Below are 26681 nucleotides of genomic sequence, written 5' to 3'. Positions count from 1 at the left end.
TTACTTGTCCCCCTTTTTAAATAGGCCTGTTCGATCCATGACCGTAATCATCCGATAAAAGTCATAACTGCCGTTTGCTGTGGTATCCAGCAGCCCCGCAGCCTTGGCAGCCTCACATGCTGGTAAGGCCCATTTCGGGATCTCAGGCAGCTTGGCCGCTGTCTCCAGCTCCGTGATTCGGTTGGTCAGTTCCAACGTTACCTCTGCTTGTGCCTTGATGAGCACCTGCATTGCTTCAAAGTCTTTCTTCTCCTGTGCTGTCATTTCTTCCTCGACCTCCATGTATTTATCAATTTTTGCTGAAGCTTTTGCCATAGCCGTTTCAGTGGGCTTCTGGCCCGCGCGTAATTGAGATATTTTAAGCCCGAAAGTGATTTGGAAGTGTGGTGCATCCTTAATGCTCACGAAATCCCCGCCCCACTCAAATCCGAGCGCCTTTGCTTCTTGGACAACCTCCGTCCAATCCTTTGTGCCGTCGCCGTCACCATCCCGGTTTAGATCCCATGATACGCTGGACCCATTGGGGAGCAGCAGCGCGAAATCAATAGCTAGTCCGTAGTTGTGGTAACTCGTTCCACCTTTGGCATTGGTGACGATTGGCCCGGGTTTGGTGCGACCCTGCGCATATAAGGCATCCTGCTCCTCGATGGTGCGCAGTCCCTGAGTGATCACTATGTTTACTCCCCGGGCATAACTGCGCTCGATCAGCGCAACAGCAGCAGCCAATACCACCGGATGCAGCCCGGCCAGCCGTTTACTTGATTTTTCCTTTACTTGCTCAAGCGTCAGCATCGTCTATATCCTCCTCAATCTTTTTATCCAGGCGGCGCAACGTAACAAACTGGTCATACCGACCGGTCCAGGTCAGCCAGGCCAGAGCAGCCAGACCTCCGGTTGTCCCGATCTGGGCAATCGTCCAACCCTGTAGCAGCCAGGTAGATAACTCTGGAGTGGCAAAGCCAAATATAGCCGCAGCTCGAATCAGCAGCACGATAATCATCTTGAAGGTGTAAGCCGCCAAGAAAAAAAGCATCGCCAGCATGAAGACACTGACAACACCTTTTTGGAATCTCTCGTGAAAATAACTCCTATGTTTGAATAGGATGTATACCGCCGTGAGAATGGCGATAATGTATAGCGACAATAAAATGATATCAATGACCCCCATGATGATCCCCCCGATCATAAACTAAATATTTGGAGAATTTATTGCGCTCAATTTCAGCCTGTATCTCTTTTGAAGACTCCCTATATCTAAGAATCGTCAGTGCTACCCGGCGCGAAGATTGGTCTAACTCTTTCTTTTTTTCCTGGTGCCGGGGGAATAAACTCTGAATCCATTTCATCAGCATGTTATCCTCCCCTGTCCTGGTCATTTTCTTGATGGTGGTCCGTCTTAAGCCTTTTGAACACTTCCAACATCGGCTGCATAAACTCTTTGCGTTCGCTGTCCAGTATTTCCTGCAGTCGGTCATTGTCTTCGAGCGCCCTGTCCAGCATCTCGCGCGGAACCAGTTTACCCTTTGCTACAGCTCTCCATTGCATAATAACGATGATCAGCAGAATAAAGACCAGCAGCACGGCGAGGCCGTATTTTTCTGCCAATGGCAGTAATCTTTCAATATCGGAGATACGATCCGCTTCCATTCCCCCGCCCCTTTCTCTCTATGGCGTTTCCTTTTTTGCTTCCTTTGCTGCAGCCGGTTCTTCATCTTTCGGTTGGACAGCAGCCAGCATATCGCCAATGTTTTGATCTACCTGCTGCAATATTCCAAGTTGCCGCCCTGGGAAAAACTCCATAATTGTAATAATGGCCTCAGTGATTTCTTCAGCCGGTCTTGTGAGGTCAATCGATAACTCAAGTTTCTTAATGACTACCACGTGTATTTGCCTCCTTTCAGACAAGAGTAAAAGCCCCTCCAATAACTGGAGAGGCTTTTGATAACTATATTGTAATTGGTATATGGTCCGTAACCGGTGCGGAAATTGGTGTGCTATACTCAGTCCGAATATTGGTCTTTGCAGGAAATATTTCCTTAATGTCGAATTCTGGTTACCATGAGGAGGTATCCAGATGGCTGAAGACAATAACGAACCAAAATGGATTTCATTAAAGGGGTCCGTTGATAAGAGATCTGCAAGGCTCTCACAATACGAAATTCCCAAGAATGAGATCCCACCTACAAAGAAATCAAATCAGGAAGGAGAGAAAAACAAATGAGTTCTAATAAGGAAGATAACAAAAATAGACCAAAACCCGGCGGAATAGAGAGACGCAGCGATAATTATGGTATCGAACGAAAGATCTATTCCGTTGATAAAAGCTCTGCTAGAATCTCGACCGATTCTAATTCGAGCTCTGACTCGAAGAAGAAATAGCTTGGATGTCTTTTAACTGGGCGTCTTTGATCTCATTGGGATCATATATTTTTACATAAGTACCAGACTTGGTGTCATAAAAGATCTGAGATACCTTGATCTTATGATTTCTGATTAAATCTGTGAAAAACTCAACATCATTGAGATTCAGGTAGCGTTCCGGTTCAAAAGTCCGGGACGCTTTATTTATACAACCAATTATTGATCCATCTTCTTTTCCCATTTTATCAATTTTCCCAATTTCAACGACTTGAGGGTCACTATTAGTAAATACCTCATCCCAAACGGAAGGTGTTTTAGAAAAGTTGGCAATTCCCCTCCACTTTCGAATCCTGTTAATTAACTTCATCTGTATTGGATAAAGCCATTTAGCCCAAATTACGCACAATACAAACGTAACCACTGAACTCAAGAGTAAAAACATAATGAGGAATGTCAGACTGCCCGACTTATCCTTTAAACCCTGAATCGACCATATCGCGTCGGCCTTTGATATTTTCTTGGATAAACTCACCACTCCATTATAAAGCAAAAGGGTAGAGAATGACGCGGGCAACCATAGAAGCGCCGAAATTGCTGTGAACTCCCCAGGTGTATGCTTAACGACCGGATTGATTCCAAAAGATTGCAGCCAAAAGTACATAAGAAATCCTGGCAAAATAAAAACAATAGTCCCAAGTAAATTGTCCATATTCAACACCTCACCTATAATTATTCGCTTTATCTGAAGAATTCCCTTTACATGGAGTCCTTCGAATAAAATAAATAGGCCCCTCCATAGGAGAGACCTTCTTAGTTATAGGGTACATTGGTTTGTATGCTGTGTTACTACGGTTATTCGGAAATTTATTGAATTATGAGCAAGGAAAGTATATTGTGAGAAGTATTAGGGTGTTGTTCGAGTAGTCGTTTGAAACATTCATGTAATCAGGAGGATTTATCGTGGGTTATCTTATTTTTGCTGCAGTGGTCATTGGCGGTATCTTCTGGCTGATGTATACTGCCAGTAGTGAACAGCAGAAGAAATTATTAGAAGCTAGAGAAGTCAATAAAAATGAGTACTACGAATCCTTAGCAAAGTTATCTTCTCATTCTGAAGAACCCCAGTTTAGAATCGATGCGCTTGAAAAAGGACGTAAGTACTATGCTAGTTTACGTCCTGACGGAATTTCAACTATTACCGATGAAACATCAATAGCAAATGATTTGAATGCTTATTCTGGACATAAGTCACTAACAGTTTTTCCCAATACTGAAGATTAACAAAAAAAACGGATGCCTTTTTTTTGTATAGGGCATCCGTTTTTTTATTTCTGTTCTAATAAAGCCAAGGCTTCATCTATTAGTTTAATTTGTGTCTCGGCATTTTCAATTGCAGTAATTCTTGAATCCAACTCCGCTTGCGTTGTTTTAATTGAATCCAACACAGCCTCTTTGAATTTCGTCCCCGTTTCTTTCTCAGCAAGTTCTAAGTTCTTTTGATTTGTAATCATTCGCTCTTCTAAAGTGGATTTAGTCTTCTTTGCTGGTTCGATAATTTTTTCAACGAATATTTTTCTCGACTCCAACAAACCATCTTTCGACTGACCCACGTAAGGGTTTGATGGCTTATTAGCAATGGCATCATCAACAACTGCTGCTATACTATCGACATTTGTGGTCACTTCAATTGTTCTTCCTTCCACGTTTACCTTAGCCCCCAGTGAGTCGGAAACAGCGCGTAATGGGATATGAGCTTTGGAGTCAACGACAATAGCTTTCTCACTTAAAGCTTTGCCGTTGACACTGACTGTATATTCTCCCGCAACTGTTTTACCGACAAAAGATTTTATTTGATCCGCAAAGGCGCTAGATGAAGCCATGAGGATTACCCCAATTACAACGCCGCTCAACATATAACTCAACTTTTTCAATATTATCACCCTCCGACAAATGGTATATATACCCTATAGTACCATTACGTTAAGAAACTGAATAGGTGCCACCGCCACTATTCAGATTATCCGGGTTACCATGATTATGGTTAGGCAATGTAACTGAATGACCATGACCTATATTAGATTTTCCGCTCAAGGCAGACCAGATTGCATCAAGTTCTGATTCAAGTCCTGAAACACTACTTATGCTCATTCCTGTCACGGTTGCGCCACTGAATCTCACCTCTCCATTGAATGCTATTACTGGAGCAAATAAATTCATAAAACTATTAGCGTCCAAATATAGTCCATCGTCTATTCCGTAAAGTCCACCCTTGTATAATCCTGTACCGTCAAAGTATTCTGTACCGGCCACACCATATTTTCCGCTTGGTGAAATGGAGACACGTACTCTGTTATTAGCATCAACCGATCTAAAGCTTGTATAGTCCATCTCAACGCGTTGTCCGCTCGCCGCTGTTCTTATAAAAGCACCTGTTATCGTTCCTCCATCAAAAGAACTGGCGCTTATAGAACCAATAAATTCTCCGCTATACGCTTTCATATGGCCGGATGCACTTACCGAAAACACTCCATTACCTACATTAATGGATGATCCAATAATGGCCCCTCCACCAAAAGTGGAGTCATTTATAACTGCGCTGTTTGCGGTCAATTTATTCGTGACCACATTCCCGGCCATATCCACTCTGAAGGGAGCACTATTATAGTCATCGTGTCCAGCAGAAATCCCGTTTGGATTCATCTTTGTTACATTATTGCCTATGCCAATCACGAGAGACACACCAAAAATTTGCTGCCCAACAATTGTCTCCGCAACAACGCCCCTCGCGGTAATTGCTGATCTAACTGTATTCCAACCATCGGTTGAGATGCCCAATCCTTTTGAAGTTAGTCTGACTTGCTCTAAAGGGTTGCTTTTCTCTTGTGCCAATATCCCTCCGTCTGGCGGATAAATCAATTCTGTTTTTGAGTTATTGATATCCGTAATAACTTGCTTTGCTACAGCCTCAAAGAGTTCCGTCCGAATCCGTCCATTTGAATACAGGTTGTCTACTAGATTTTTGCTTTTATTCAGGTCAGCAATGATATCATCCATATCTCTTACTGCGATATTAGATAATGTTGCCTGTGCATGCTTCTCTTTGGTATACGGATATTCCGTCAACTCCATGATCCGAGCCTTGAGATTAACCAGTTCTATGTCCGGGTCATGACAATAGGCGGTATCTCCAAGGTTCGGCTTTGGTTCGCCACTTTTAATTTTGTATAGGTCAGCGCTGTCAGCAGTAACCTCAAAACTCGGGATCTCCTTTTCTCTCAGGGTCTTCCGTCCGACCTCCAACAGATCAGAGACTTCCTCAATATCCTGTTCAATTATTTCCCCGTCAAAGAACGGAACAGAATCACTCGCCCAAGTTGCAGCGTAGGGAGAGATAAGGTAATTGACTTGGAGAATACCGTTTACAATTGCCCCCGGCACAGCCTCCAGCAGCGTTCTCTCTTCGTTTGTGAGGATGGAAGATGGTTGTCCTATCCATGTTCTACCATCCTTCATTTGGCAGTACAGGCGGGTTACAAGTGATGATGAATCATCCTTGAATTGGTCAGAGACAATGTTCTTCTTTATGCGGTACTGCATGCTTTCATCTTTGCCGATTTGTTTCTTGAGATGAATAACGAAGTTGTCTGGTTCGACTTCGCAGCCATACATTTCAATGATTTTGTTGAGTGCCTGGAGACAGTTACCCTGACCGAAGTCCTTGACATCGAACAGGTCAAAAGTATCATCAATCGAAAATGTAAACCGTCCACCTGTTGCAGCAGATATGAGGCTTGTCAGTTGCGAAATATGAACACCATAAGCTTCAGCGATGTACGAGGTGTATGGAAACTTGAAATCTGTAAGTTTGAACATCACATGTGTACACATAATGGATGCTGTAAGCTTCCGATCTTCCCGGACCCGGGACCGGCTGTTGATCACATAACATTGCCCGCGCTCATCCTTTACATGACCTTTAATCAATATCTTTTCAAGATAGTCTCTGGAGTTCATTGGGACTAAAAAGGAAAGTTCGTAGTCGGAATTAATGCGCCGCTTTCTGGCGATATCATAAGACTTGACTAGTGCGCCGGTAGGAACCATATTCTTGTCGTAAGACTGTAAAAAGTCCATTCGCGTCCTCCTTGTTGCTCAGGAAAATTTTCCTTAACATAAAAACAGCCCCCGGGCAAGCCGGGGGCGAATTAAAAACGCCTCAATGGGCGCTACGGTTATCTCTATTATTTGTCGGCCAGAAATTCCAGTCCACTGTCGGTCAGGATCTCTTTAACCTGAGTCTTAAGAGCCTCTGTAGGCACAGCACTAAAAGCAAGTTTACCCAATATGACTCTCTGTGCCAAAAACAATGCAATCATGTTATCACCTCCTCCCAGATGTAACAGCCACCATACCAACAACCGAGCAATCATTGAGCCTTGATGATCATTTCCTGCAGGACGTCCTCGATAAAATCAGATCGCTCAGATTGTGCAGCCAGTTGCGCCTTCAGCAATTCATTTTCCTTCTGCAGTTGTTGAACCTCTGTCAGCTGAGGCGGGTGGGCCGTTTGGTACTGCTCCCACATTGTTGCCAACTCCACATCTGTGCGCTCGACCATATCGTCACCCTCAACGTACCAGCGCGGGATAACGCCGTTATACCAGAGGTCCAGGTTAAAGTGTCTGCCGCCGTTCTCTGTGACTAGCAGATCGCCAGGTTGCGGCTGCTCGAAGGCATCAGAAAAAGCGCGGATCACGTTGTCGTCTGTGTCCACGCGGATATAGTGTTTATACATGTCGTCCCCCCTTATAGTTCAGCATCTGCGGCAAAGTGGAAAAATCGTCGATTAGTTGTAGATCCATTCAGAGTGTAATTATGCCGGATTCCCGCTTCGTCTCCGATGCATGCGACACCAGATGATATAGTACGGTCAGCAGTACCATCACTCACCATACCAACGCCGCCCCCTTTACCATAAGCCGTCACTGTCGGTGTTACACGCTTGCGTGTCTTAAACGATGTATACCCAAAGTGAGGGCCACCTACCGTACCGTCTTCGGATACACCATATAGCGATCCATTTTCAGTCGCCGTACCCGGTGCATCCTCAAGATAATAACTTTTTTCATAGTATCGTTGACATAAAGCCAACTCATCGGCCAGGCTTCGCGCCTGAAAAGGCAGAGCAACTTCACCCACATTTACTTGCGCCTGAGCAATGTCTACATAACCAGTTGCCCAACTACCTACCGCTCCGCTCGGCGCTGATACGATCGTATTCCCAGCCTTGTATATAATAAGCGAAACGGCGAGATAACTTCCAACGCCGACCGTTTTGCCGGATATGCTAGGTACGTTGATACTGACCGTGACTTTTTGCCAGGATGTCGTCAGATTAACGGTCGGTACATTAGCAGCAGTATTGACTTCTGCCGATCCCCCCGATCCGAAATTTTGAATAGCCACAACTCCCACGGAACGGGCAGCATTGGCTTTCATCCAAATAGTAAAGGTGACTTTCTGCCCGGCAAAGTTACGTACATCTTCAATTGCCTGGTGGAATCGGATTAGCGATTGTGTCTGTAGAGCAGATAAAGTCAGGATATTGAAGCGTGCGAAATGCTTGGGGTTGCCCGGTACGACCGTCTGTCCGGCGGCGAAATCCTGGCGTACCCAGCTGCTTGTATTCCCCGTAACAGATCCTGCATATATCTGGCTCCACCACCGATCAGGACCGTATCCATATGCATTTGATCCGTCCCCTCCAGGCAGCACCGAAGTTCCCCGCTGCCATATGTCAACCCCACCGTTTATTAACGCCTGCTGGTTTTTGTTATACGGAACATTCTCAGCCGCCAAAAACAGCGTATCCCCGCCTGAAACATTACCGATATACAGGTCTTTGGAATCCGTGCAATACCCCGGCTCCGCAACGCTCAGACCGCCCAATGCGGCCAATTGCGCCTTAGTCCCGCGCCGTACTTGTATCTTATTAGCCATAATGTACAGCCCTCCTTAAAATGTACCGCCGTCGATGGTGTCGCCGCTGGACATGTACCCCTGAGCCTTAACAAAAGCCGTAGTCGCCAGCTTTGTGCTGCTGTCTGCTGTTGCTTGGGTTGGGGCGGTTGGATTACCCGTCAATGCCGGAGACGCTAACGGAGCCTTAAGCGCATCGGCTGCAGCCAGTATGCCTCGAACTGCCTCCACAAATGCTGTTGTTGCCAACTGAGTTGAATTGTTCCCTGCGGATGCTGTTGGCGCGGTAGGTGTACCCGTAAGCGCAGGGCTGGAAAACATCGTTGCCTTACTCTCGTTGGTCACATTGCCCAGAGCAACATCTGCTGCAGTCATTTGAGAGGCGGCAGTTATCCGTCCCTTGGCATCAACCGTAAACTTGGTGTACGCGCCTGCGGTCACTCCGGTGTTGGCAAGCACAACGGTGATGGTACGATTTGCGGACCCGTCAAATGTGGTCGATCCGGTGGCATCCCCGCCTAACGCAATAGTCCGGGCGGTTTCCAGTTTAACCGCAGTCTCCGCTGCGGCTTGATCTGGGTTAAGCAGCACCCGCTCAGTCCCGTTACCGGCATAAAGTTTATTTGTGTCCGTGGCAAGCGCTAGTTCCCCCGCCGCCAGCGTCAAAGTTGAAAGATTGGCGCTCAGCCCGCGCTTGATTTGTATAGTAGTTACTACCAAGTTAATTCCCTCCTTTTAATATGTGCCACCGTCAATTACGGGTCCGCCTGGTGTCGTCTGGAAGCCCCCACCATCAATCGGCATATATGCCAAAAAATCTTCTAATGCCGTCACTTTCGCCTTCAAGCTTACCAGCTCCGGTATTGGGTCTGAACCGTCATTATTATGGCTGCTGCCGTGAGCACCTGGGGTGGCTATCCCTGTGGCCGTTACGAACATGGTCTTGGTTGTAGGGTTAGTCGTTACCGTGATCCCCGTCCCACCAGTTACTGTGAGCGTATCGGACTTTGCAGCAGCCGGAATGTTGTTCACTGTAGCAAAGGCGTTTTGGTTGACCTCTGCTCCTGCTGCAATCCCTGCCAACTTTGTCTTTTCGCCGGCAGTGGTGTGCAGGCTGGCATTGTCCACGTGGGCCTTGGTCGCTTCCAGATTGATCGCCGGGGCCGTCAGCGCGCTGGGCTTACCCGTGATGCCTTTGATCAAGGTAAACAGGCTAGACAGCAGCCCGGTCAGTGTGCCGGTTAAGCTAGGCGTTGCCGTGTCTGTTGCCGTCCGGTTACCGATTACTGCGTCTGTGGCCGATCCCGCACCGCCAGCTCCGGCAGTGATTCCGGCCAGCTTTGCCTTTTCGGGTGCTGTAGTGTGGATATTTCCGTTTGCAATATGGTTTGCTGAGTTTGTAACCGCGATATCATGTGCATCTAATGTGGTTTCGATATCCGTGTAACTACAATTAACTTTAATCCTCCAAGTAACCCGCTATCACCAATAGATATAATCAGCTCATCCCAAGATGCTCGTAATTGCTCGGATTGTTTGGTCAGAGTTGACATTGTAAGAGTGTTTTCCCGTTGTGCAGATCCAAAAGACTCTTCCGATACCTTTGCTACGTCTACAACTTTGCTGTAATTGTTCATCAGTGTGATAAATCTTGATGCCTGATCCCCACGCGCAATTGCTTGAGTCACTTCATTTCTTTCTGCATCTGATAGGGTATCCCACTGAGCAGCGATTTTGCTAAGCAGTTCGGGGAAGTCCATCATTTCGCCGTCTGCCTGCTTCATCACGCCAACATACTTCTCAAGCTTATCGATAGCAATTGGTCTGCTGGCATAACTAATAAATGACTTGATGGCGTTACCGGCAACTGCGCCACTAAATCCAGCTTGGTTGAGCACCGTCAAGTAACCGATTAACTCATCAATGTCCACACCGGCATTCTTGGCTGTGGCACCCACTCGGTTAATCCCCTCCAGCAGCTTCTTGGATGTGGTTGGGAAGTTATTGGCGACTTCATTTAGTCGATCGAGCAGTCGTTCTGCATCCTCTGCGGCCATCCCATAGTTGAGGATTGCCCCGGTCATTAACTCCTGAGCCTGGGAAGCACTCTGGAAGGATTGCTCAACGTTTTTAGCCATGAGTGCTGTTCTAGCTAACTGTTCTGTCTGCTTTTCATCAAACCCATTCTGTGCGATGAGAGTATAGACGCTGGCTACTTCTCGAAGAGCATACCCATATTCTTTTGCACTGGAGATCATAGAGTCTTTGACATATCCGACGTCAGCAGACTCACCCATTACCCGCTGCACATTGACCAACTCGTATTCAAAGTCTTTAAGCAGGCTGATCGCCTCTGTAGCACCTCTTGTAAAGGCATAGTACAAAGTGCCGGTCATAGCAAACTGCGCTGCTGTACCCGTAATGCCGCTGATCTGAGTCTGCGTCTGAGTCAGTGATCGGCGGACCCTTTGCTCTTCTTGCAAGGCTCTCTCTCGTACTTGTGCTTCCTTCCGTTCCCTGGACTGTAATGCGTTGATCCAGAACTTTTCGTAGTCAGCAGCATGTTTTCTAGCCTGCATGCTTTCCTTCTCGGCCATTTGTGCTAACTTCTGCCGGATCGCTTGCTCCTGCATAAGAACACGTTCGCGCATCGTGTCAGCCGATGTTGCTGAAGTACCTGTTGTCACTCTGGCTGCGCTGGCCGTTAGTTTGTTCTGCAGGATCTCCATTCTCTTCTGATGTTCACGCTCTTGTTGCTCTACTGCATCATATCGTCTCTTAATAATGGCCTGTTGTGCAGCTAGCTTCGCATCTACAATTTGATTGGCCTGTTCCATTTGATTCTTTTTCATCGTCAAAAGTTCGGCCTGCGCTGTACGCTGTTTAACTAGTGCCTCCGATTCGGCCATGATCTTTTTTCGCCGTTCGTCGGAATTAAGAGACATTTTGTCCGCAGCTCCGGCTAGTGCGGTGTAATTCTTAGTTGTAACCGTTATTTCTTGGTTAAGCACTTTAAAGGTTTCGGCGTTCTGTTTTGCTCCTTGGTCAATCATTTTAAAGGCTGGGATCATTTTAGACGTATCAAGGTTAATCCGCGCCCCAACAACATCCCTGGTTGTATCTGCCAATGTACATTCACCCCTTATAATGGATCAGGAAAATTTTCCTTAGCGATAGAAATAAGTCTGTATACAGAAAAAGAGGCCCCCGGCATGATGCGGAGACCTCTGTGTTTATTTAGGGAAGATGCCAATGTCAGATAGATATTTGGCTTTCTTCGGCTTCTTTTCGATTTCCCCACCGTGAAGGGCTATTTGGAACTCTTGATTCCTCTTTCTAATTCGCTTGAGCGCGTATATTTTAGGAAAGGTCATGTTCTCCCATTCGCTATCTGGGACACCCAAGGTTACACACAAAGCCCACGCATCAAGCAGCGTCTGCACTCTTCCTTCGTCCGTCCCTTGGCTCTCGCCTTCTTCTTCAGCATCTGGATCGGGAGGGAATGACTCCTCATAGAAATCGGGTAATGAGTTTTTCCAACTCCTCGATGCCGTCCTCGTCTACTCTTTGGTACTCTTCGTCCGTCAATCCGCCCTCAAGGACAAGATTGAATGCCTCGCGATACGCTGCCTCGACTGCAGGCCAATCCAACTCAGACCCAGATTCAGTTCCTGTCCATTTCTCGCGTCCAATTGATTCGGAGAATTTATAAGGAGCATCTTTCATGATCTTACGCACTTGGCTGATTGAGCCGATGGTTCCAATCTTCACGTTCTTCAGTAACTCTGAATGTTCTTTGGTGGCGGCAGCAAGTTTCACTTCAGAACCAATATTTAGTGTCTCGTCAATTTGTTTGTCCAAGGTAAGCCCTCCTAAAAATAGATAATCCCCCGCTATTACAGCGAGGGATCTCATATGTTGCGTTTTGCAATTAGTCCACGAAGATAATTGTTGCTGCGATGCCTTCTGGATTGTCTGGAGTGACATCTGCTTCCAGCACTTCCAGATTCAACGTGCTGGTGCTTGGCGTTTTACGAGTAGCACCAACATTAAGTGTACCGCCGCCTACCGCCTTGTGTACGGTCAATTGCACCTGTACCGGCAATCCTGTGCGGTCATTAATCAATTCAAAACGATGGACAAACTTAAATGGCTTCGGTCTCCGGGTTCCTTTGAAATTACTGGATGTTCCCAACTTTGACCACTTGTATGTCACGATGATGTTCTTGTTCAAATTTCCCGCCGCAGATGTAATAACTCCAGCAGTAGTAATCGAGTATTGCTCAATTGTTGGCACTGATGCCACTCGTTCAAGCTTAGTCAAAGATCCATCATTCGCTTTGAGATAGACATCGTCACTTGCGGCAACAAATGTACCGCCAAATGCCGTGATTCCTTTTATGGCGTATCCAGTTGCCCCGAGAATACCTTCTTCGTTTTCATCAATTTCAACCACTCCGGTTTTTGTCTCAGCACCTTGCGAAATCTCAGCTATGACAGCAGAGTAACGCGGAAGTTCGATCGTTAGCACATCCTGCAAATCCTGTGCGGTCAAGTGGAACGCATAACCGGACTGTCCGCCGAAAACTTTGGTCCAAGAGAACTGTGGCGCGAACATGACACTGTTAATCTTTTCATCAATATATCTGAGTGTGCCGTCGAGTTCTCTCATCCAAATCTTACCGACTCCATCAAATACCAATGGTTCTTGCATTCGTATATCCCTCCTTGGGTAATAAAAAAGGAACTAATCAGTTTATTTGATCAGTTCCCATAGTTTCAAATCAATTTCATTAATGCGTTTGTATTCATCCGTTTCTTCGTAACCTTCGTTCGGCTTCGTCCCTTGTTCCATCAGTCCGAGTTTTTTCGCCAGAGAAATTTTCTCTTTCACAAGCTTTTCGACTTCCGTTGGTTCTTTCTTTGATTCGGCCTTCTCCGTCACCGTTATCACCTCGATCCGTATGTCACTGAACTTCCTCATGTATACTTTACAATCACACTTATGCATGATTGCTCCTTAATTCATGCGGATATAATCAATATCGAAGATGCCTTTATAGCCCTTAACCCCACTGATCCCCGTTGCAAAGTCTCCGTCATAAGCTAGAACGCACAAAAATGAGTGGAACTTAGGCTGGACGATACGTCGATCATGCAAAAGCTCGAATGAACGCTGGAATAACAGCTTCGCCTCATATCCGGTCTTTCCGTAAAAGTCAATGCAGAACTTCCCTTGGAATACCAGATGGTTACGTGCAAACTGTCCAGGCATGATGTACTGGCATAGGTGCGGCATGGTGTCTTTCGTCACCGTTATCTCAGGCTCTACGCCCTTCGTGAAGCGTTTGATCATATCGGCGGATGCTGCGGCAGGGGTCAGACCCAATAACGCCATGAACGCCGCGTCAGCCTTGTGTGTGTTCTGAATAGCATCGATTAATTGTAGACTCATTGCTTGTCCTCCAGAAAGTACCGATGATACGGGAAGTTTTCGATTACCTCCGCAATTCCTTGCAGTATTCGATTACGATTGGACTGAATCGCGATTCGAAGGAAATAGGTTGGTGGTGTTGGCTTGAACTTAGGATCAATATCCCCGCGTTCAGCCAGCTCCTCCAAATCTACCCCTGCATAGCCGCCACCTGAATAACGCATGGTTCCGTCAATGCTTTTGTAGTTTCCCATTCCGCGACCAACGACAACCTTACTACCCTTCGACCGCAGCCGGTTCCATGCGTCACTGTTCATGTAGGTGACTAAACCGGGGTTTTGGGAAGCATCCGCCATCAGTGAGCCTTTACCAAACTGCTCCAGCCAAGCTTGCCAATAGTCTGCTGTGATGTCTCCTGATATCATCTGATTCGCAAGTGTGAACATTTCCATCTGCAGCTTATCCCTCACGGCTGGATAGTACCGTATGCCGCCCTTGGCGGTCAGTAGCACCAGTTTAGTAAGTCCGGTAATCTCAACAGCCAGCTTGCTTTCCAAGTCTTTAGTGGCTCTTGCAGTATCATATCCGGTGATCATCGCAATCCATCTTCCGACAACTGAACTTGCAACAACCCTGGATACTTCACATCATCGATAGCATCGACTCGGTACGGCTTACCGTTTAACAGGACTCGATCAGGCTGCAATAATGCGGGATCGTTCGGTCGTTTGATATCGACTGTAAATTGTAAACGCAGCAAGTAAGCTGTTGTCGGTAAAAGACCGGGATTCTCTTGAAGTAACTTAGCATTTACGAATTCGGCGTATGCGATTACTCCGCTCTGTACAGTGTTGAACGTAGGATCGCCAATCGGATTGTCATTGCTGTCATACTTCTGTGAGTACCTTAGAACTTCAATGACGACATTGGACTTGACCAGGCCGCAATACTTATCCCTGTCCGGCGTAATACGAAGAGAACATATGAGATAACTGTCTTCAGTAATCACTATGTCTCCAGTAACAACCGGCGACTCCGGGGCAAACCTCCCCATGTAATCCGATTCTCGTCCAAACTGAGAACCTCCGCTTGATCCGCGTGACAGGATTACTGCATCCGGTTGTCCGTTCACCACACACGGCGTATGACGGTATGCAAATTCATGGAACATGACCTTCTCTCCTATCTGAAGGAACGATGCATATGCTCAGACAGCAAGTCTGCTATCTCTGGAGTGATCATATCGTTCCCGAAATATTCAATAGTGGAGTCAACGTCTTTTCTCATTTTTACATTCGAGTTTGAATTACTGGATAACTGAGCAATGAGTAGACCGCAAGCCACCTTCACCTTATCAGGAATGGGGTCCCACCCACTGGTATACGTGACCTCCAGCTCTGCATAAGGCGCTCCGAATGGTGATCCGCCGCATGACAAAGAGCCTATCTCCTTGTCAACGTCTAAGACGCTCAGATCAGCATCCGTGAACCCTGGTGCACCGAAAAAGTTATCGCCGGTGATGCCGTATGCTGCTCTGCCTTTAACCTCTGTGACTTCCTTCACTGGGTAATAAGACAGATGCCCTCGTTGATTTGTCAACGGTATACGCTCAGTGTAGGTTGTCACGCCGATTTCACGCTTGCAGCGCCCGTCTATGATAGCGGATGCCCGAATGATCAACGGGAGGGTCAGCACCACTCCTGTGGGTACGTAGTCGGTGTCCGTTGTGGTTAGGTATTGGCTCATTCAATGTAACCCGCTTGGCGCAATTCTGCGGCGGACTCAGGTAGAATCTCAGCCTTTCCGTTGACAAAATTGAAGATACCCCGTTTGATATGGATGGTGTGAATTCCTTCGCTACCTTCCTCCCAACTCTTCAGCAGAACACTTTCAAGTACGGCGGTAAACTCTCTCTTGGCTGTTTCCTCTTCAAAGACGGAATCACCGTTCGCCCCCGCCTTATCCAACTCGGAGTTTTCACCAATGGTACCAGTGCTTAATGCCGCGGCATCCGGGGAAGGTATCACAGGTTCGTTTGCGGTATCTTGCTCAACTTCAGAAACACCATCTGGTGCTTCGACCTCAGATTGAATGTCCTCGGGCTTTTCCTCCCCAAGTTTTATTTTACCCACCTGATCATCTCCTTTTTAATAGAAAGAGGGCGGCTATAATACCGCCCTGAATGGTTTACTAAGCAACGCCTGCAATAGTAGGACGTGTAACAGTTCCATAAGCATGAGCATAGCTCGGGCCTTTCGCTACCGGCGCTCCATATTTGATCGCAATGTATTTTTCCTGAATATCAGAAGTGGTCCCTAGTTGGAAAAGGAATGCATCCTTTTTGCCCACATAGTGGTACTCAAGCATGGGTTCAGTCAATATCGCAATGCCATAATCAGTCATCAATGGGTCTGTGGCATTTACTGCATAGGTCATAAAAGGTTCAGGGATGAGTGGAAGAATACCAGCAGATGTCATGATTGCAAGGACTGTAATACCTGCAACCATCGTCTTAGTCAAACTGTTGATCTGCGTTTCGTTGTTCGATGAATTCTTTTCTTCTTGCTCCAGGTAGTGATGAGCGATTGGGTGGATATAGATTGCTGTAGGCATCAGCACATATAGTTCGCTGGAAGTCATTGCAGCAACTTTAGCTCGAATGGCATCCACGATTGATGCTGCTGCGGAAACCGAGAATGTATTAGTAATTTGTTTACTCAGCCCTCGATATTGCATAGTGGTTGGAACAGATAAGCTTGTGTCGTTTCCTCTCCACAACGCTCTACCATGAGTCAAGCCAACCCCATTAATCATGTCATTTAGGTCTTTAGCTTTGAGTTCTGGGAAGTTATTTTGCTGTTGGCCCAATGTCAGATCATAATGTCCGAATACAACTTCATTGGTGATGGCCTTCATCTTCAAACTATGGGGCGTTCTTGGATTGCTCGATGCATTCGCCGATACTACGCGCGGATCTACAAATTCCCCGCCATTAATCGTATTTTGTTCATAGTACGTTGAGAAGTCTCCGGTTGCAGGAACATACTCGATCCGTCCTTCCAAGACCGAACTTCTCCGGAGGGCGTCGGTAATTTCTCTCTGAAAATCATCAACGATGATAGCGCCCGGTGCAATAATCTGCGCTGCTGCCCGGAAATCAATGAATTGTGCTACTGATTGTTCTGCCATTATTTATTCGCCTTCTTTCACGCCAAAGGAAGCTTTGGCTTTCATTTTAAGTACCATGGATTCACCAGACGGAAGATTCAGTGCATCTACGCTTGCGCAAAATGTTGAAAAATCAGACGTTGCCGACTCTTCAACCTTTCCGTATTTTGATAATAGATTTGCTGCTGAGAAAGTCTTGCGCTCCGGCTCTGGTGGGGTATGACTAGCCTTTAGGTCAGCGAGTTCTTTTTCAAGTGCCGCTGTCTTGTCATTAGCTGCTTTGAGGTCAGCAGCAGCCTGTTCCTCAGCTGTTTTTTGTTCAACTTCTGCATTAGCGGCTTTCATACTTGTGAGATCAGACTTGATAGTTCCGACCTCAGTTACCACGTTTTGTACACTAGCCGTGATTGTGCTCATGCCATCTTGAATAGCTTTCATTGCATCCTGCATTGCCTTGATTTCTTCTGGAGTCATTTTGACATCCTCCTTTGGTTTGTTGTCCCTGGCCGCAAAGCTAGTTGTTTTATAGGCGGCGGCATCGGCGAACAAGATCGCTGCACCGGTACCGCAGAATTCCATTACATCGAGCACGTTTTCCATGTCGGCGGCGTTTTGCACTGAGGCTTCCATTTCAAGCGATGCACCGAATTGATATTCAGACCAGTTGTATTCAGCTGCAAGGCCGTTGTAATAACGAATGGTCGCCACCACATCCGGGAAGTCTTTACCGTAAATGTAGCCTTCCACCCAAGCGCATCCATCCATGGAACGGTAAGCCTTATCGATCACGGCCACCTTAAAGCGCGGTTCATGGTCGGACATCCCTGCGGCGTAGTCGATGTTAAGCGCCATCCCCACGAATGTTTGAAGATATTGATCGCATACGCTTGAAGAAATGCGGATCAGTTTACCGCCTGCCCCTGAAGGCGAACCGTCACTCGGCTGATCAACCGTGAATAATACGCATTTGAAAGGTACCTTGTTGGGGTGGCTTCCAGCGTCAGAGAGTTTGAAGTCCTGGACGCGCATTTTCGAATTACTCATTTTTAATGTCTTAAGCATTTTTGGTTCTCACCTCCCTTCAGGGCAAAATAAAAACACCGTTACGTTTCCTCGGTGTTGGGGTCTTCCTTATTCAGTTCATCTTCTTGTTCTGATGGTATTGGTGGAACAGCCTTGGCCCTCTCCGCTTCTGCAAGCTCTTCTTGAGTCTTGTTTATATCAACAACAGCGATCTTGCTCGGCTGCAATAACACTTCTCCATGCTGGTTAGGGAGTGCTTTCTTCCCTTGCTTGTCCCTTACCTCATCCGGCGTGGTCGTTCTGCGATCTAGATATATTGCATCAATGTCTGCCTGAGTCTTTAGGTCCTTTAAGGACGTAGCATACAGGAACTTAAACTCGATCACGCCGCCCATTTTAAAGATGCCGTCAATGACGTGGTTATTAATATGCTCGACAATGTTCTCGGCGATGGACTGCACCGTAGCTTCCGTATCCTCGTCTTCGCTTTCCGCTGTGGTACGGTTAACGTCCTTTGTCTGACCTAACTTCTTGGGTGATACACCAAAAGAAATCGCTATGATTTCAATCAAGAAACGCTGCCATTCAAGGAATAGTGCCTTGTCGTCAGTAGCTCCTAAATCCAGGACGCTCGGGTTTTCGCCGCCAATGATCGGAAATTTCCCTTGCCCTTGCACTTCAGAGTCCCAGAATGAACGAAAGGCAGACACAGCTTTCGAATCGGCCGTTTTTCCAAGGTTAAGTATCTTTCGAAGAAACGTACCTTTGGTTTGATTTCCTGCAGATTTATGAGAATCAATAAAGTTATTCGCTGATTCCCAAACTGTTTCTAGTGGAGAAAGCCCAAATGGTGTGTTTGTTCTTGGATTCATTCGAATGTACATCAATTCCGAAGCCGTTAGGTGTACATATTTACCATTAACCCTTTGGGCGAATCGATAAGTATCAGGCTTCCCATCCCAATCTGGATGTAGGTCTACTGAAAAAGTGTCCACCGGATACATCCTGAATGGTCTTAACGGATCTCCAGCTTTGAGCATCTCTGTACTTCCAGCGCTACATACAAGCATATCTTCAACGATCTGCTCAAGCCAAGATCTAAATGAATCAGATGGGTTTGGCTTAAGCAAGGATCGCTCAATGATTTTGCATAATTCCTGATACTTTTCAGCATCGTTCTCATCAATGGCAGCTACTGACCAATTAAGCTTTGTTATACCATCCTTCACGACATTGATCGCTCGACGTGGTATAGGCGATTCACTCAATGTCCTGAGGTTTGTTGGTGTTCGCTTTGGGACAGGTTGTTTATTCCCACTGCGTCCCCACCACCCCCACGATTGGGGATAGGCATCAGTCTGTCTTTCCGGTTCATTCTTAGTTCTGCCTGCTGCAAGCCAATCGATAATGATCTGTCTTACACCCAAGGTGTTACCTCCTTTCCTTGCAGACTTCTATGAATTAAGGATAACATCTTATTTATTCAGTTTTGCTACGGATTTTCGCTTGTACACACGCATAAGCATCTACATAACATACCGCCATGAGGCAGTCGGCAGGAATGCTTTCGAATTCACCTTTTGCGTATACTTCCTCTAAATTGAGATTATGAGCACAGAACGCTTCATCTCTTTTCTCTCTCCATTGATTGATAGCGAATTGAACAAACTCAGCAGTTTCATTCATCACTTTCATCTTCCTTCAATTCCCTTGCATAGACAACGCTGGTCATAGGAAAGAAATACTCTTGATTCGAATGAACATCATTAACTTTCAGCATGGAAAATGAACTCATGGCACCATTATAGAATCCTCTTTTAAACGTGTTTAAGAACTCATGGTCACCAACAATCCCCGTACCGTCAATAAGTTTAATTTCCACTTTCACCTTAATTTCCTCCTCCAGACATAAAAATAGAAGGCAGGAAAATTTTCCTGACCTTCTGTATTCGTTCATACTTCTATGGACTAATAATATCATTGGTTTTATTCGGGATTACTGCGGAAATTTAGATATCCTCTTCAACCTTATCAGTTTCAATCGTTATTTGGTTATATTCCCCATCCAGTGGGACTAATATTCCGGTTACTTTACTCCATGACAGTATCACTTTATCCGTTTTTGTAGCTAATAGCCAATGATGGACATTGACTTCAGCATCTTTGTTTGGTATTTCTTGAAGCTTCTCTATTAATTCCGAAACTTTCATCATAGCGCCTCCTCAAATTCACGTATCAATTCCTCTTTATTGTAACACCTCCAATACTAGGAAGCATCACATGTTTCATAGCTTCATCCAAATGCAAAGCCAGTATCCGTCTGTATGTTAGCAAAGGCCAATACAAACCCATCAGCTCTATCCGGTGATTGCAGTCCGCGCTTCTTCATATCCTCTTTACGTTCCAGGTAGATCCTACCGTTACTGCCCATACGCCATTTTCTGGATGTTAATTGAGTTACAAGTTTTTCATCATCTGGCAGTTCCATTACACCAGGGACTCCAAGCATATAGTTACTCATATTATCTTCCAGAAGTTCCTTGATGTGGCCCCACATTTCTGAGCCAAGGTTTCCGTAATGCTCGTCTTCTGCGGACGATCCATTATTAACTCCTATGATTGTGTATCCGAGGTTCTTTTCGTCATTGATCTCATTGAGTCTGTCTGTAACTGCTCCACCTATGCCGCTATCATCGACTCTGATCTCTACTTCTTCCACCTCAGGACGCTCTACCCTAATATCATCAACGAGCCGAAGCACCCAGCCGGTGGTTGTCATCGTGTCCTGTTTGTGGTGGAAGTGACTCTTTACCACTTTGCCGCCGACCTGCCCGTATATGGTGGTTTCGTCGTCACCGAAACGAGCTACGTCCACCCCTACCGTGAGCTTATGTCCTTTAGGTTCAATCCGAACCTCGTTCTTCGCAAACTCAGCCGCTTCCAGCGCTATGAATGTATCGGATTCCCCGCGCGGAAACTCACCTTCAACACGTACACGCCATACGTCAGAGCCTTCACCATATTTACGCTTGAGCATGGCAATATTCTCTTTGCTCGTCCTGGGGCTGTTTAAACAGGAAACCTTACGTGTCTTATAATCAGCGCGGTCTCTGTTATGGGAATCATAGAACACTCCGCTCGTGCGTGTTGGGTTGCCGCACATTAACAGCTTATTGTATGGACCTGACAATGTACCGAGTATAGCCTCCATGATCCTGTCTTCTACGCCGGACGCTTCATCTACGATGAACAACATGTAGTCTTCATGAAAACCTTGCATATTTTCTGGCTTAGTTGCGGTCCGGGCCGTGGCAAACCAGCGTTCTTCATAGTTCCGCATGTATACCTTTGTTTTCGTCCATTTTAGAATAACCTTCAGAATCGGGCTCTTATCCTGCCATTTGCTGATCTCAGCCCACAATACATCATGCAGTTGCTGTCTTGTCGGGGCCGTGCAGACTACCTTCGGATACGGAAAACAAGACAGGAACCAAAGCGCAATTGCCGCCTCAACTCCTGTCTTGCCCACTCCCTGCCCTGATCGTACTGAAACGCGCGGATCAGTAGCTATGTCCATTAGTACTTCAGCTTGCCATTCATCCGGCGTAAAATTAAGCATTTCCTTGCAGAACAACACAGGGTTCTTCCTGTACTCCGGTATTCGCTTCTTGAAGGCATTGAGCCGGCGCTTTGTGTTTGGTGTCTCTTTAGTCATTCTCTTCCACCGCCTTAACCCAATCTTCAATAACATCCTCGTCTGTATCTCCTCCACCATTTTTCAGTTTATCAATTTCAAGCCGTTTCTTCTCAATCTCAATTTTCATTCGTTCCAACTTCAAACGTCGTTCGTCTTTTTCAGGAGCAATTTCAATAAACTGCTTTATTGCTGATCTCAGTTCTTTCATAACAACAGACTCTGCCTTTATAGCGCTGTTATGCTTATCCCAGGCTTGTTGATATTCCCATTCTTGCTCGGTTCCGAACATCCCGGGTTTTTTCTTAGTCAGGACTTTAGTGACATCATCTTTATCTTTAACATGAGTAATGCGGCGGCCCCAAATAAGCCGTTGATACAGACTAAGCACGTTCTCCCAGAGCATATCTGCCGGGCTCATGGTTTCAACAATCTCGCGGATCTCCATAAACTCAGGGTCCTGGGGCATGAACTTACTAAAATATCCGTGCTTAAGCGCCTTCTGATTCCCTTCAGGTCCACCCTTGCCGCCTTTGTTCCCCTTTGCGTTCTGATTGCCCTTCTTGGCTCCTCGCGGTCTGCCTGATGCCGGTATCTCGTCCCATTTATCAGCGCTTTTCCATCTGCGGACCATAGATGGATTGAGCCCAAGTTCTGCTGCAATCTCACTCAATTTCTTCTCCCGGCCACTCTTCAGCCAAATCTTCAGTGCTTTCTCTCGATCCGGGCTTTTCTCTCTTGTCAACTAACTTCACCTCGGCCCCACTACGTATTTGAGTTGGATACACTTTTTAAAGGTCTAAAATGGTCAAACGTTACTAATGAAAATAAGCCTCAGATTTAACTCAGGCCTTGGCTGCTCACTGTATTCTACTAATATTTGTTAATTGAATTCACTTCAGTACTAATTGTATGTCATTCGTAAAGTGCGGATTTTCATTGATGTGATTTGTTTTGTTCTTCGTTCCCCGAAATGAATTCATCATTACCCCATTGAAGTGCATTCGTTAGAGTTCAAAGTCCTCCAAAGCATCGTCTAAGGTATCCTGGAGCAAGCCCACATACCTCAGAGTCACCTTTTCCTCCGAGTGATTGAAGTGATCCATTAGTAACGCTATGTCCTTCGTTTCGAGATACAATCTGTATCCGAATGTCTTCCTCATGGAGTGGGTACCGATTTCTTCAAGATCAAGCTCTTTAGCTGCCCCTCTAATAATTTTGTATGCCATGTTTGGAGAAATGGGGTGTGCTTTACCTCTTTTACGCTTTCTGCTGGGAAATAAATATTCGAAATCTGCTTTATCTTTGATGTAGGCATCCAGTGCTTTGCGAAGTGATTTACGAATCAGTACACTTTTTACCTTCCTGGTCTTTTTTTCAGTTATTGTTATGTGCGTCCCCTTCACATCCCGGACCATTAGGGGAAGGATATCTGAGATGCGAAATCCTGTGTTGATCCCAACAAAAAACATGATGAAGTCACGAATGTTCTTAAAATATAAGTATTTTTTCATGGCCTCTAATTTTTTAGGATCTCGTATTGGTTGTACGAACTTCATTTCATCACCTCCATTGTAGAGTTAAGGAAATTTTTCCTGAGCAAAAGAAAAAGCGCCTCATCGGGCGCTCATAGGTGAAGATAGATTTGTTATACAAGATATCATCTAGTCGATGTGTATCCACTATGAGTTTTTCAACCTCTCATCAAGAAATAGATGTATAATATTGGATGAAAGTAGTTTTAATATATTCAAGAAGAGAGGGATTAAAAATGTATTCAGTCCAGCAACTTCAAGCATGTGATTTTATATTAAAAAGAATAATTTACGATCACACTTCTCCATTATTCGAAAAAAAGTTAAAGCTTGTTATTGAATTTAAAGGCACCTTTTGGTACGGCGATTTTGTTGATTTTGATGGAAGACGAGTATCACAGGATAAAATCGCTGAAGATGGCGAAGTTTTCCCTCTAAAATATTCAATTCCCGGGAACGAAGAGTTGCCGTTGATGAATAAACTTTGGAGTTATTACGCTAATGTTGCAATGCCAGCTAATCGTAGCGACTTTTGGACTAATCCATTCACTCAAATTAAAAGCTTACCATTATTATTCGATAGGCTAGTTGCAATATTAAATACGAGTACTGAAGATGAACCTGTTAGTGTTTTGTTTCCGTATTTATTTAATGCGAAATCTGTAGATAAGAAAATAGAGCTTCCCTTTATAAATCTTGAAAATGAGGTTATTAATTTAGTATCTATTATTGAAATTACTGAATAGCATCGTATCAATTTCAAAACATAAAAACAGTCGATGATGCTTAGGTTTAAACACGCTTCTCAGGCGTGTACCCAGCACTAGCCCCTGCAGAAGGCCATCGACTGTTTTTATGATGCGCTCATTTAACCGTGAGCGCTACGGCCTAATCTATTTGCAATCCACACCCCGCGATAATTGGTTTTGGGTATCAATATCGATGTGTGGTTATTGCTAAAATTAAGCGGTAATTTGTAGTATGCGCCTACCGCTAATGCGCTTCGCCCCGGATTGGGCGATTTATGCGCACCTTTAAAGCTTCGTGGTATTCCCCTCTGTACGCTGTCTCAAATGGGTTAGTCCGGTAGTTATTGACGTATCCGGTCCACGTTCTCGATCCACGTCTTTCGCCGCTGAGATCACGGTTGCCCAGGAGGTGGGTATGAGCTGCGGTGTGATATGCCCGTCACAGATTACCGCAACCAGATATGGAGTGTACGGAAGCTCTCGCCTCGGTATCTTTATTATATTTGGGGCTTATTGCTGATACGCTACGGAAATTAAGCTCTGTTATGTTGATGGACAAAAAAATACCGCTCCAGGTATCTACCCTTCGCGGCTGTTGAGTTGTCTTAATCCGATTTCGCCTTCTTTATTCCGGCCCCGTCCGTAATCGATCGTAACGAAATCAAGAGTGCCGTTGAAAAGAAGCGTATTAGTAAGAGAGGCTATAACTCGACGACGCTTCTCAGCAAATGTTGTAGCCTCTATGCTGTAGAGTGCTTCGCTGTAGCCCACTCTCATATATTTGACAGCGTCTTTGTACTTGACTTCCTTATCTCCAACAAAAAGAAGTTGTACTATCTTATGCTCGTGTATGTTTGCGATGTTATTGCTGGCATGAATAATTGCCTCTACTACGAATTTGTATATCTTGTAGTTGGACTGCCGTGTCTCGCGTGCAATCATTAGATTTTCCGGGATGTTAGATATAAGATCGGTAGTGCCGAGACGTTTGGCCGCCCCGCCCATCCCTGTTAGGTCGAAATCATCCAACCCATCAGCTCGTTTTCTCTTTTGTGCATCTTCATAGCTTTCCTTTAACTCCTTAAATCTCCTGAAATTCTTCAGGAGCCATTTTGTCTTTCTAATATCCTCTTCATCTGGGTTTTCAAAAAACTGCACTTGATAGATTCGGGATATTTCTACGAGATCATCTTTAGGATCAAAGTCGCTCTCCGGGGTCTGCAGTAATTCAATCATTGGGCATATCTCCTCTCTGCGGCTGGCTTATATATTTACTGTCAGTATAGAGTGGATTTCATACGGAGTTACTACGGATAATTGATCTTTGGTTATGCCGTAGGATTCAAGGCCACGGCGATGGAATTCTTCGAAGTCTTCGTCAATCAAGTTGAAATCACTATTATCAATGATTAGCATTCTTCTTCACTTCCTTGTGTTGGTATGCTGGTTGAAGGATGTATATCCGGCCATCCATAGAGATTACGGTTGGAATGCCTTTCTTGATTTTGATCGTCATGATCTGCGCTTCATAGATATCTCCGGGTTTAGTCTCCATTAGGTATGACCTCCAGTTTGTCTAAACGGTAATAGGCTGGTGTTGGAGCCCAATTCACTTTGCTTTTATCATAATTAGGCCAATCCACGTATGCTCGTTCCCCACTTTTAGCAATCTCCAGCACGTTTCCTATGCCCAGGTGTTTCATTTTCCGATGCTTCACTTTATCGCCAGGCTTTGGGGTGTCTGGCTGTACTGGTGTGGGGTCAAAGGTGCTAGACTCTATTTCTTGAATCAATGCCTCAAGCACAACTCCCTTTCCTTCGTTAAGATCATTCTCTTCGTCATTCCACACATGGCATTGGTAATTTCTCAGCCACGATATCAATTTTGGTTTATCGAGCATTGTCTGTATCCTCCCCTACAAATGATTTTGAATTAAATGGCATAATGTAGTGATTGCGTTATCTTCGTAATCGAAATTTACGATTTTTAACTCATCAAAAGTTACGATGTATGTTGATCTGAGTTCAGGTTTGCCAGAGAAAAAGATTTCCAATCGAATTTTATATCCGCCAAAAGGAGTCTCGTTTACTGTTAAATACCTTCCTGTTTCCTCTGGCTGCTTTGGTAGTAACTCATATGTTTTCTTCAATTCATTGATCATAGGTTTGTTGTTCCTTTCTTTATGGGTAGCCAGATGGCTATTAAACCTTCACCCGGCCCCCGCTGCGCTGGGTTATTCGGTCGCGTCTCGATGGCCTCCGGCCAAGGCATATACTCTCCTTGAATTTAATTTACCTATTTTCTCGTTGAGCCATATTTCAAGTATCGATCCGCCACCCGGAGCCTTTATCCAATCGCCTACTTTCAAAGGTGAGGTGTCAGGGTTCAGGTCCCTTGTATCGACCTCGATTTCTCCCCAAGTTTTACCCTGGTCATGGCTTATTCCCATCTTTATTAGTCGAACCTCAGACACTTGCCCCGATTTCTTGTCATAAGCTTCAATTTCCTCAACATCGACCGAGAAAGTAAGTATGAACTGCCTTTTGCATCCGCAGCAGGTGTACGGATCATCCTCATTAGCAAATCCTTCAGAATGGAATTGTTTGCAATTAGGACACTGCCAAACAAAATCAGCGTATAACATATCCTCTTCTCCCCCCTCGATTATGAAAGTTTTACAAGCCTACCTGTGGTGTCGGTGACCGTGTCAACTTCTCCATATCCTCTTTCCTTAAAT

General features: G+C 45.4%; 39 protein-coding genes. 3 read left to right on the top strand and 36 right to left on the bottom strand.

The window, feature by feature from the left end:
* Genes B9T62_RS09175 through B9T62_RS09155 form a run of 5 tightly spaced genes read right to left on the bottom strand, consistent with a single transcriptional unit; the run spans position 1 to position 1881 of the window.
* Positions 1-792 (bottom strand): M15 family metallopeptidase, encoded by a 792-nt coding sequence (locus B9T62_RS09175; RefSeq protein WP_087914977.1) that lies wholly within the window; start codon positions 790-792, stop codon positions 1-3.
* Positions 779-1168 (bottom strand): hypothetical protein, encoded by a 390-nt coding sequence (locus tag B9T62_RS09170; RefSeq protein ID WP_087914976.1) that lies wholly within the window; start codon positions 1166-1168, stop codon positions 779-781. The genes B9T62_RS09175 and B9T62_RS09170 overlap by 14 nt, the downstream gene beginning before the upstream one ends.
* Positions 1155-1352 (bottom strand): hypothetical protein, encoded by a 198-nt coding sequence (locus B9T62_RS09165; RefSeq protein WP_087914975.1) that lies wholly within the window; start codon positions 1350-1352, stop codon positions 1155-1157. Before B9T62_RS09165 ends, B9T62_RS09170 begins: the two co-directional genes overlap by 14 nt.
* 1 nt (position 1353) lies before the next feature.
* Entirely contained in the window at positions 1354-1647 is a 294-nt protein-coding gene (locus B9T62_RS09160) for a hypothetical protein (RefSeq protein ID WP_087914974.1), read from the bottom strand.
* An 18-nt stretch (positions 1648-1665) separates the two neighbouring features.
* Positions 1666-1881 (bottom strand): hypothetical protein, encoded by a 216-nt coding sequence (locus tag B9T62_RS09155; RefSeq protein ID WP_087914973.1) that lies wholly within the window; start codon positions 1879-1881, stop codon positions 1666-1668.
* A 193-nt stretch (positions 1882-2074) separates the two neighbouring features.
* Here B9T62_RS09155 and B9T62_RS38895 point away from each other — a divergent pair, with 193 nt between their 5' ends.
* Positions 2075-2221 carry a hypothetical protein gene (locus tag B9T62_RS38895; RefSeq protein WP_157685535.1) on the top strand — a complete coding sequence of 49 codons (147 nt, stop codon included), beginning with the start codon at positions 2075-2077 and terminating at the stop codon, positions 2219-2221.
* Between the two features lie 126 nt (positions 2222-2347).
* Here the strand turns inward: B9T62_RS38895 and B9T62_RS09150 are convergent, their stop codons facing one another.
* The gene (locus tag B9T62_RS09150; RefSeq protein ID WP_087914972.1) at positions 2348-3070 is read right to left on the bottom strand and encodes a DUF6338 family protein; all 723 of its coding nucleotides are present in this window, start codon (positions 3068-3070) and stop codon (positions 2348-2350) included.
* A gap of 251 nt (positions 3071-3321) precedes the next feature.
* Here B9T62_RS09150 and B9T62_RS09145 point away from each other — a divergent pair, with 251 nt between their 5' ends.
* Positions 3322-3642, top strand: a complete 321-nt coding sequence (locus tag B9T62_RS09145; RefSeq protein WP_087914971.1) for a hypothetical protein — start codon at positions 3322-3324, stop codon at positions 3640-3642.
* 44 nt (positions 3643-3686) lie between these two features.
* Here B9T62_RS09145 and B9T62_RS09140 read toward each other — a convergent pair whose 3' ends face one another.
* The 25 genes from B9T62_RS09140 to B9T62_RS09020 all read right to left on the bottom strand — a co-directional run bounded on the left by B9T62_RS09140 (position 3687) and on the right by B9T62_RS09020 (position 23218).
* Entirely contained in the window at positions 3687-4292 is a 606-nt protein-coding gene (locus tag B9T62_RS09140) for a stalk domain-containing protein (protein WP_087914970.1), read from the bottom strand.
* A gap of 49 nt (positions 4293-4341) precedes the next feature.
* Positions 4342-6495, bottom strand: coding sequence for a phage tail protein (locus B9T62_RS09135; protein ID WP_087914969.1), 2154 nt, complete (start codon positions 6493-6495; stop codon positions 4342-4344).
* Between the two features lie 107 nt (positions 6496-6602).
* Positions 6603-6737 carry a hypothetical protein gene (locus B9T62_RS41225; RefSeq protein WP_281257708.1) on the bottom strand — a complete coding sequence of 45 codons (135 nt, stop codon included), beginning with the start codon at positions 6735-6737 and terminating at the stop codon, positions 6603-6605.
* 50 nt (positions 6738-6787) lie between these two features.
* Positions 6788-7156, bottom strand: coding sequence for a hypothetical protein (locus tag B9T62_RS09130; RefSeq protein ID WP_087914968.1), 369 nt, complete (start codon positions 7154-7156; stop codon positions 6788-6790).
* An 11-nt stretch (positions 7157-7167) separates the two neighbouring features.
* Positions 7168-8361, bottom strand: a complete 1194-nt coding sequence (locus B9T62_RS09125; protein ID WP_087914967.1) for a hyaluronate lyase N-terminal domain-containing protein — start codon at positions 8359-8361, stop codon at positions 7168-7170.
* A gap of 15 nt (positions 8362-8376) precedes the next feature.
* Complete coding sequence (locus tag B9T62_RS39925) at positions 8377-9060, bottom strand: hyaluronate lyase N-terminal domain-containing protein (RefSeq protein ID WP_169834356.1); 684 nt, start codon at positions 9058-9060, stop codon at positions 8377-8379.
* A 15-nt stretch (positions 9061-9075) separates the two neighbouring features.
* Positions 9076-9543: a hypothetical protein gene (locus B9T62_RS09115; RefSeq protein ID WP_087914966.1), complete on the bottom strand. Its 468-nt coding sequence runs from the start codon at positions 9541-9543 to the stop codon at positions 9076-9078.
* A 218-nt stretch (positions 9544-9761) separates the two neighbouring features.
* Positions 9762-11468 carry a phage tail tape measure protein gene (locus tag B9T62_RS09110; RefSeq protein WP_087914965.1) on the bottom strand — a complete coding sequence of 569 codons (1707 nt, stop codon included), beginning with the start codon at positions 11466-11468 and terminating at the stop codon, positions 9762-9764.
* A 382-nt stretch (positions 11469-11850) separates the two neighbouring features.
* Positions 11851-12201, bottom strand: coding sequence for a hypothetical protein (locus B9T62_RS09100; RefSeq protein ID WP_245864403.1), 351 nt, complete (start codon positions 12199-12201; stop codon positions 11851-11853).
* A gap of 70 nt (positions 12202-12271) precedes the next feature.
* A complete protein-coding gene (locus B9T62_RS09095) occupies positions 12272-13054 on the bottom strand; it encodes a hypothetical protein (RefSeq protein WP_087914962.1) in 783 nt (260 codons plus the stop codon).
* Positions 13055-13096: 42 nt separating this feature from the next.
* The gene (locus B9T62_RS09090; protein WP_157685532.1) at positions 13097-13285 is read right to left on the bottom strand and encodes a hypothetical protein; all 189 of its coding nucleotides are present in this window, start codon (positions 13283-13285) and stop codon (positions 13097-13099) included.
* A gap of 75 nt (positions 13286-13360) precedes the next feature.
* A complete protein-coding gene (locus tag B9T62_RS09085) occupies positions 13361-13795 on the bottom strand; it encodes a hypothetical protein (protein WP_087914960.1) in 435 nt (144 codons plus the stop codon).
* On the bottom strand, positions 13792-14370 hold the full coding sequence (locus tag B9T62_RS09080; protein WP_087914959.1) for a hypothetical protein: 579 nt from the start codon (positions 14368-14370) through the stop codon (positions 13792-13794). Before B9T62_RS09080 ends, B9T62_RS09085 begins: the two co-directional genes overlap by 4 nt.
* The gene (locus B9T62_RS09075) at positions 14367-14945 is read right to left on the bottom strand and encodes a hypothetical protein (protein WP_087914958.1); all 579 of its coding nucleotides are present in this window, start codon (positions 14943-14945) and stop codon (positions 14367-14369) included. Before B9T62_RS09075 ends, B9T62_RS09080 begins: the two co-directional genes overlap by 4 nt.
* A gap of 11 nt (positions 14946-14956) precedes the next feature.
* Positions 14957-15520 (bottom strand): hypothetical protein, encoded by a 564-nt coding sequence (locus tag B9T62_RS09070; RefSeq protein WP_087914957.1) that lies wholly within the window; start codon positions 15518-15520, stop codon positions 14957-14959.
* On the bottom strand, positions 15517-15906 hold the full coding sequence (locus B9T62_RS09065) for a hypothetical protein (RefSeq protein ID WP_087914956.1): 390 nt from the start codon (positions 15904-15906) through the stop codon (positions 15517-15519). Before B9T62_RS09065 ends, B9T62_RS09070 begins: the two co-directional genes overlap by 4 nt.
* A gap of 58 nt (positions 15907-15964) precedes the next feature.
* On the bottom strand, positions 15965-16963 hold the full coding sequence (locus B9T62_RS09060; RefSeq protein WP_245864402.1) for a hypothetical protein: 999 nt from the start codon (positions 16961-16963) through the stop codon (positions 15965-15967).
* Between the two features lie 3 nt (positions 16964-16966).
* Positions 16967-18004: a 3-oxoacyl-ACP reductase gene (locus B9T62_RS09055; protein WP_087914955.1), complete on the bottom strand. Its 1038-nt coding sequence runs from the start codon at positions 18002-18004 to the stop codon at positions 16967-16969.
* A gap of 41 nt (positions 18005-18045) precedes the next feature.
* The gene (locus B9T62_RS09050) at positions 18046-19392 is read right to left on the bottom strand and encodes a phage portal protein (protein WP_087914954.1); all 1347 of its coding nucleotides are present in this window, start codon (positions 19390-19392) and stop codon (positions 18046-18048) included.
* A gap of 52 nt (positions 19393-19444) precedes the next feature.
* A complete protein-coding gene (locus B9T62_RS09045; protein WP_087914953.1) occupies positions 19445-19651 on the bottom strand; it encodes a hypothetical protein in 207 nt (68 codons plus the stop codon).
* Positions 19644-19853, bottom strand: a complete 210-nt coding sequence (locus tag B9T62_RS09040; protein ID WP_087914952.1) for a hypothetical protein — start codon at positions 19851-19853, stop codon at positions 19644-19646. The genes B9T62_RS09045 and B9T62_RS09040 overlap by 8 nt, the downstream gene beginning before the upstream one ends.
* Before the next feature lie 121 nt (positions 19854-19974).
* Positions 19975-20178 (bottom strand): hypothetical protein, encoded by a 204-nt coding sequence (locus B9T62_RS09035; protein ID WP_157685531.1) that lies wholly within the window; start codon positions 20176-20178, stop codon positions 19975-19977.
* Positions 20179-20258: 80 nt separating this feature from the next.
* Entirely contained in the window at positions 20259-21680 is a 1422-nt protein-coding gene (locus tag B9T62_RS09030) for a DEAD/DEAH box helicase family protein (protein WP_425436642.1), read from the bottom strand.
* Positions 21673-22404: a phage terminase small subunit gene (terS, locus tag B9T62_RS09025; protein ID WP_087914950.1), complete on the bottom strand. Its 732-nt coding sequence runs from the start codon at positions 22402-22404 to the stop codon at positions 21673-21675. Before terS ends, B9T62_RS09030 begins: the two co-directional genes overlap by 8 nt.
* 262 nt (positions 22405-22666) lie before the next feature.
* On the bottom strand, positions 22667-23218 hold the full coding sequence (locus B9T62_RS09020; RefSeq protein ID WP_087914949.1) for a tyrosine-type recombinase/integrase: 552 nt from the start codon (positions 23216-23218) through the stop codon (positions 22667-22669).
* Positions 23219-23388: 170 nt separating this feature from the next.
* On the opposite strand from B9T62_RS09020, the gene B9T62_RS09015 reads away from it, so the two are divergent.
* Positions 23389-23940 (top strand): hypothetical protein, encoded by a 552-nt coding sequence (locus B9T62_RS09015; RefSeq protein WP_157685529.1) that lies wholly within the window; start codon positions 23389-23391, stop codon positions 23938-23940.
* A 582-nt stretch (positions 23941-24522) separates the two neighbouring features.
* On the opposite strand, the gene B9T62_RS09010 is transcribed toward B9T62_RS09015, so the two are convergent.
* From B9T62_RS09010 to B9T62_RS08995, 5 genes are all read right to left on the bottom strand, one after another.
* Positions 24523-25179 (bottom strand): hypothetical protein, encoded by a 657-nt coding sequence (locus B9T62_RS09010; RefSeq protein ID WP_087914947.1) that lies wholly within the window; start codon positions 25177-25179, stop codon positions 24523-24525.
* A gap of 166 nt (positions 25180-25345) precedes the next feature.
* Positions 25346-25498, bottom strand: a complete 153-nt coding sequence (locus B9T62_RS38885) for a hypothetical protein (protein ID WP_157685528.1) — start codon at positions 25496-25498, stop codon at positions 25346-25348.
* Positions 25488-25844, bottom strand: a complete 357-nt coding sequence (locus B9T62_RS09005) for a hypothetical protein (protein WP_087914946.1) — start codon at positions 25842-25844, stop codon at positions 25488-25490. The genes B9T62_RS38885 and B9T62_RS09005 overlap by 11 nt, the downstream gene beginning before the upstream one ends.
* A gap of 15 nt (positions 25845-25859) precedes the next feature.
* Complete coding sequence (locus B9T62_RS09000) at positions 25860-26105, bottom strand: hypothetical protein (protein WP_087914945.1); 246 nt, start codon at positions 26103-26105, stop codon at positions 25860-25862.
* Between the two features lie 72 nt (positions 26106-26177).
* Positions 26178-26588: a hypothetical protein gene (locus tag B9T62_RS08995; RefSeq protein ID WP_087914944.1), complete on the bottom strand. Its 411-nt coding sequence runs from the start codon at positions 26586-26588 to the stop codon at positions 26178-26180.
* Positions 26589-26681: the final 93 nt, after the last annotated feature.

Origin of the sequence: Paenibacillus donghaensis, assembly GCF_002192415.1 — a bacterium.
GTDB classification, from domain to species: domain Bacteria; phylum Bacillota; class Bacilli; order Paenibacillales; family Paenibacillaceae; genus Paenibacillus_AQ; species Paenibacillus_AQ donghaensis.
This window is presented reverse-complemented; position numbering and strand designations above follow the sequence as displayed.

Coding starts and splice junctions, on each gene's coding strand:
- B9T62_RS09045 (WP_087914953.1), bottom strand. CDS start 19,651: ATGAATGAAACTGCTGAGTTTGTTCAATTCGCTATCAATCAATGGAGA.
- B9T62_RS09010 (WP_087914947.1), bottom strand. CDS start 25,179: ATGATTGAATTACTGCAGACCCCGGAGAGCGACTTTGATCCTAAAGAT.
- B9T62_RS09175 (WP_087914977.1), bottom strand. CDS start 792: ATGCTGACGCTTGAGCAAGTAAAGGAAAAATCAAGTAAACGGCTGGCC.
- B9T62_RS09000 (WP_087914945.1), bottom strand. CDS start 26,105: ATGATCAATGAATTGAAGAAAACATATGAGTTACTACCAAAGCAGCCA.
- B9T62_RS09160 (WP_087914974.1), bottom strand. CDS start 1,647: ATGGAAGCGGATCGTATCTCCGATATTGAAAGATTACTGCCATTGGCA.
- B9T62_RS09130 (WP_087914968.1), bottom strand. CDS start 7,156: ATGTATAAACACTATATCCGCGTGGACACAGACGACAACGTGATCCGC.
- B9T62_RS38885 (WP_157685528.1), bottom strand. CDS start 25,498: ATGGAGACTAAACCCGGAGATATCTATGAAGCGCAGATCATGACGATC.
- B9T62_RS41225 (WP_281257708.1), bottom strand. CDS start 6,737: ATGATTGCATTGTTTTTGGCACAGAGAGTCATATTGGGTAAACTTGCT.
- B9T62_RS38895 (WP_157685535.1), top strand. CDS start 2,075: ATGGCTGAAGACAATAACGAACCAAAATGGATTTCATTAAAGGGGTCC.
- B9T62_RS09060 (WP_245864402.1), bottom strand. CDS start 16,963: ATGGCAGAACAATCAGTAGCACAATTCATTGATTTCCGGGCAGCAGCG.
- B9T62_RS09080 (WP_087914959.1), bottom strand. CDS start 14,370: ATGATCACCGGATATGATACTGCAAGAGCCACTAAAGACTTGGAAAGC.
- B9T62_RS09165 (WP_087914975.1), bottom strand. CDS start 1,352: ATGCTGATGAAATGGATTCAGAGTTTATTCCCCCGGCACCAGGAAAAA.
- B9T62_RS09135 (WP_087914969.1), bottom strand. CDS start 6,495: ATGGACTTTTTACAGTCTTACGACAAGAATATGGTTCCTACCGGCGCA.
- B9T62_RS09095 (WP_087914962.1), bottom strand. CDS start 13,054: ATGCAAGAACCATTGGTATTTGATGGAGTCGGTAAGATTTGGATGAGA.
- B9T62_RS08995 (WP_087914944.1), bottom strand. CDS start 26,588: ATGTTATACGCTGATTTTGTTTGGCAGTGTCCTAATTGCAAACAATTC.
- B9T62_RS09085 (WP_087914960.1), bottom strand. CDS start 13,795: ATGAGTCTACAATTAATCGATGCTATTCAGAACACACACAAGGCTGAC.
- B9T62_RS09070 (WP_087914957.1), bottom strand. CDS start 15,520: ATGAGCCAATACCTAACCACAACGGACACCGACTACGTACCCACAGGA.
- B9T62_RS09015 (WP_157685529.1), top strand. CDS start 23,389: ATGAAAGTAGTTTTAATATATTCAAGAAGAGAGGGATTAAAAATGTAT.
- B9T62_RS09035 (WP_157685531.1), bottom strand. CDS start 20,178: ATGATGAAAGTTTCGGAATTAATAGAGAAGCTTCAAGAAATACCAAAC.
- B9T62_RS09150 (WP_087914972.1), bottom strand. CDS start 3,070: ATGGACAATTTACTTGGGACTATTGTTTTTATTTTGCCAGGATTTCTT.
- B9T62_RS09030 (WP_425436642.1), bottom strand. CDS start 21,680: ATGACTAAAGAGACACCAAACACAAAGCGCCGGCTCAATGCCTTCAAG.
- B9T62_RS09055 (WP_087914955.1), bottom strand. CDS start 18,004: ATGCTTAAGACATTAAAAATGAGTAATTCGAAAATGCGCGTCCAGGAC.
- B9T62_RS09170 (WP_087914976.1), bottom strand. CDS start 1,168: ATGGGGGTCATTGATATCATTTTATTGTCGCTATACATTATCGCCATT.
- B9T62_RS09020 (WP_087914949.1), bottom strand. CDS start 23,218: ATGAAGTTCGTACAACCAATACGAGATCCTAAAAAATTAGAGGCCATG.
- B9T62_RS09075 (WP_087914958.1), bottom strand. CDS start 14,945: ATGTTCCATGAATTTGCATACCGTCATACGCCGTGTGTGGTGAACGGA.
- B9T62_RS09005 (WP_087914946.1), bottom strand. CDS start 25,844: ATGCTCGATAAACCAAAATTGATATCGTGGCTGAGAAATTACCAATGC.
- B9T62_RS09125 (WP_087914967.1), bottom strand. CDS start 8,361: ATGGCTAATAAGATACAAGTACGGCGCGGGACTAAGGCGCAATTGGCC.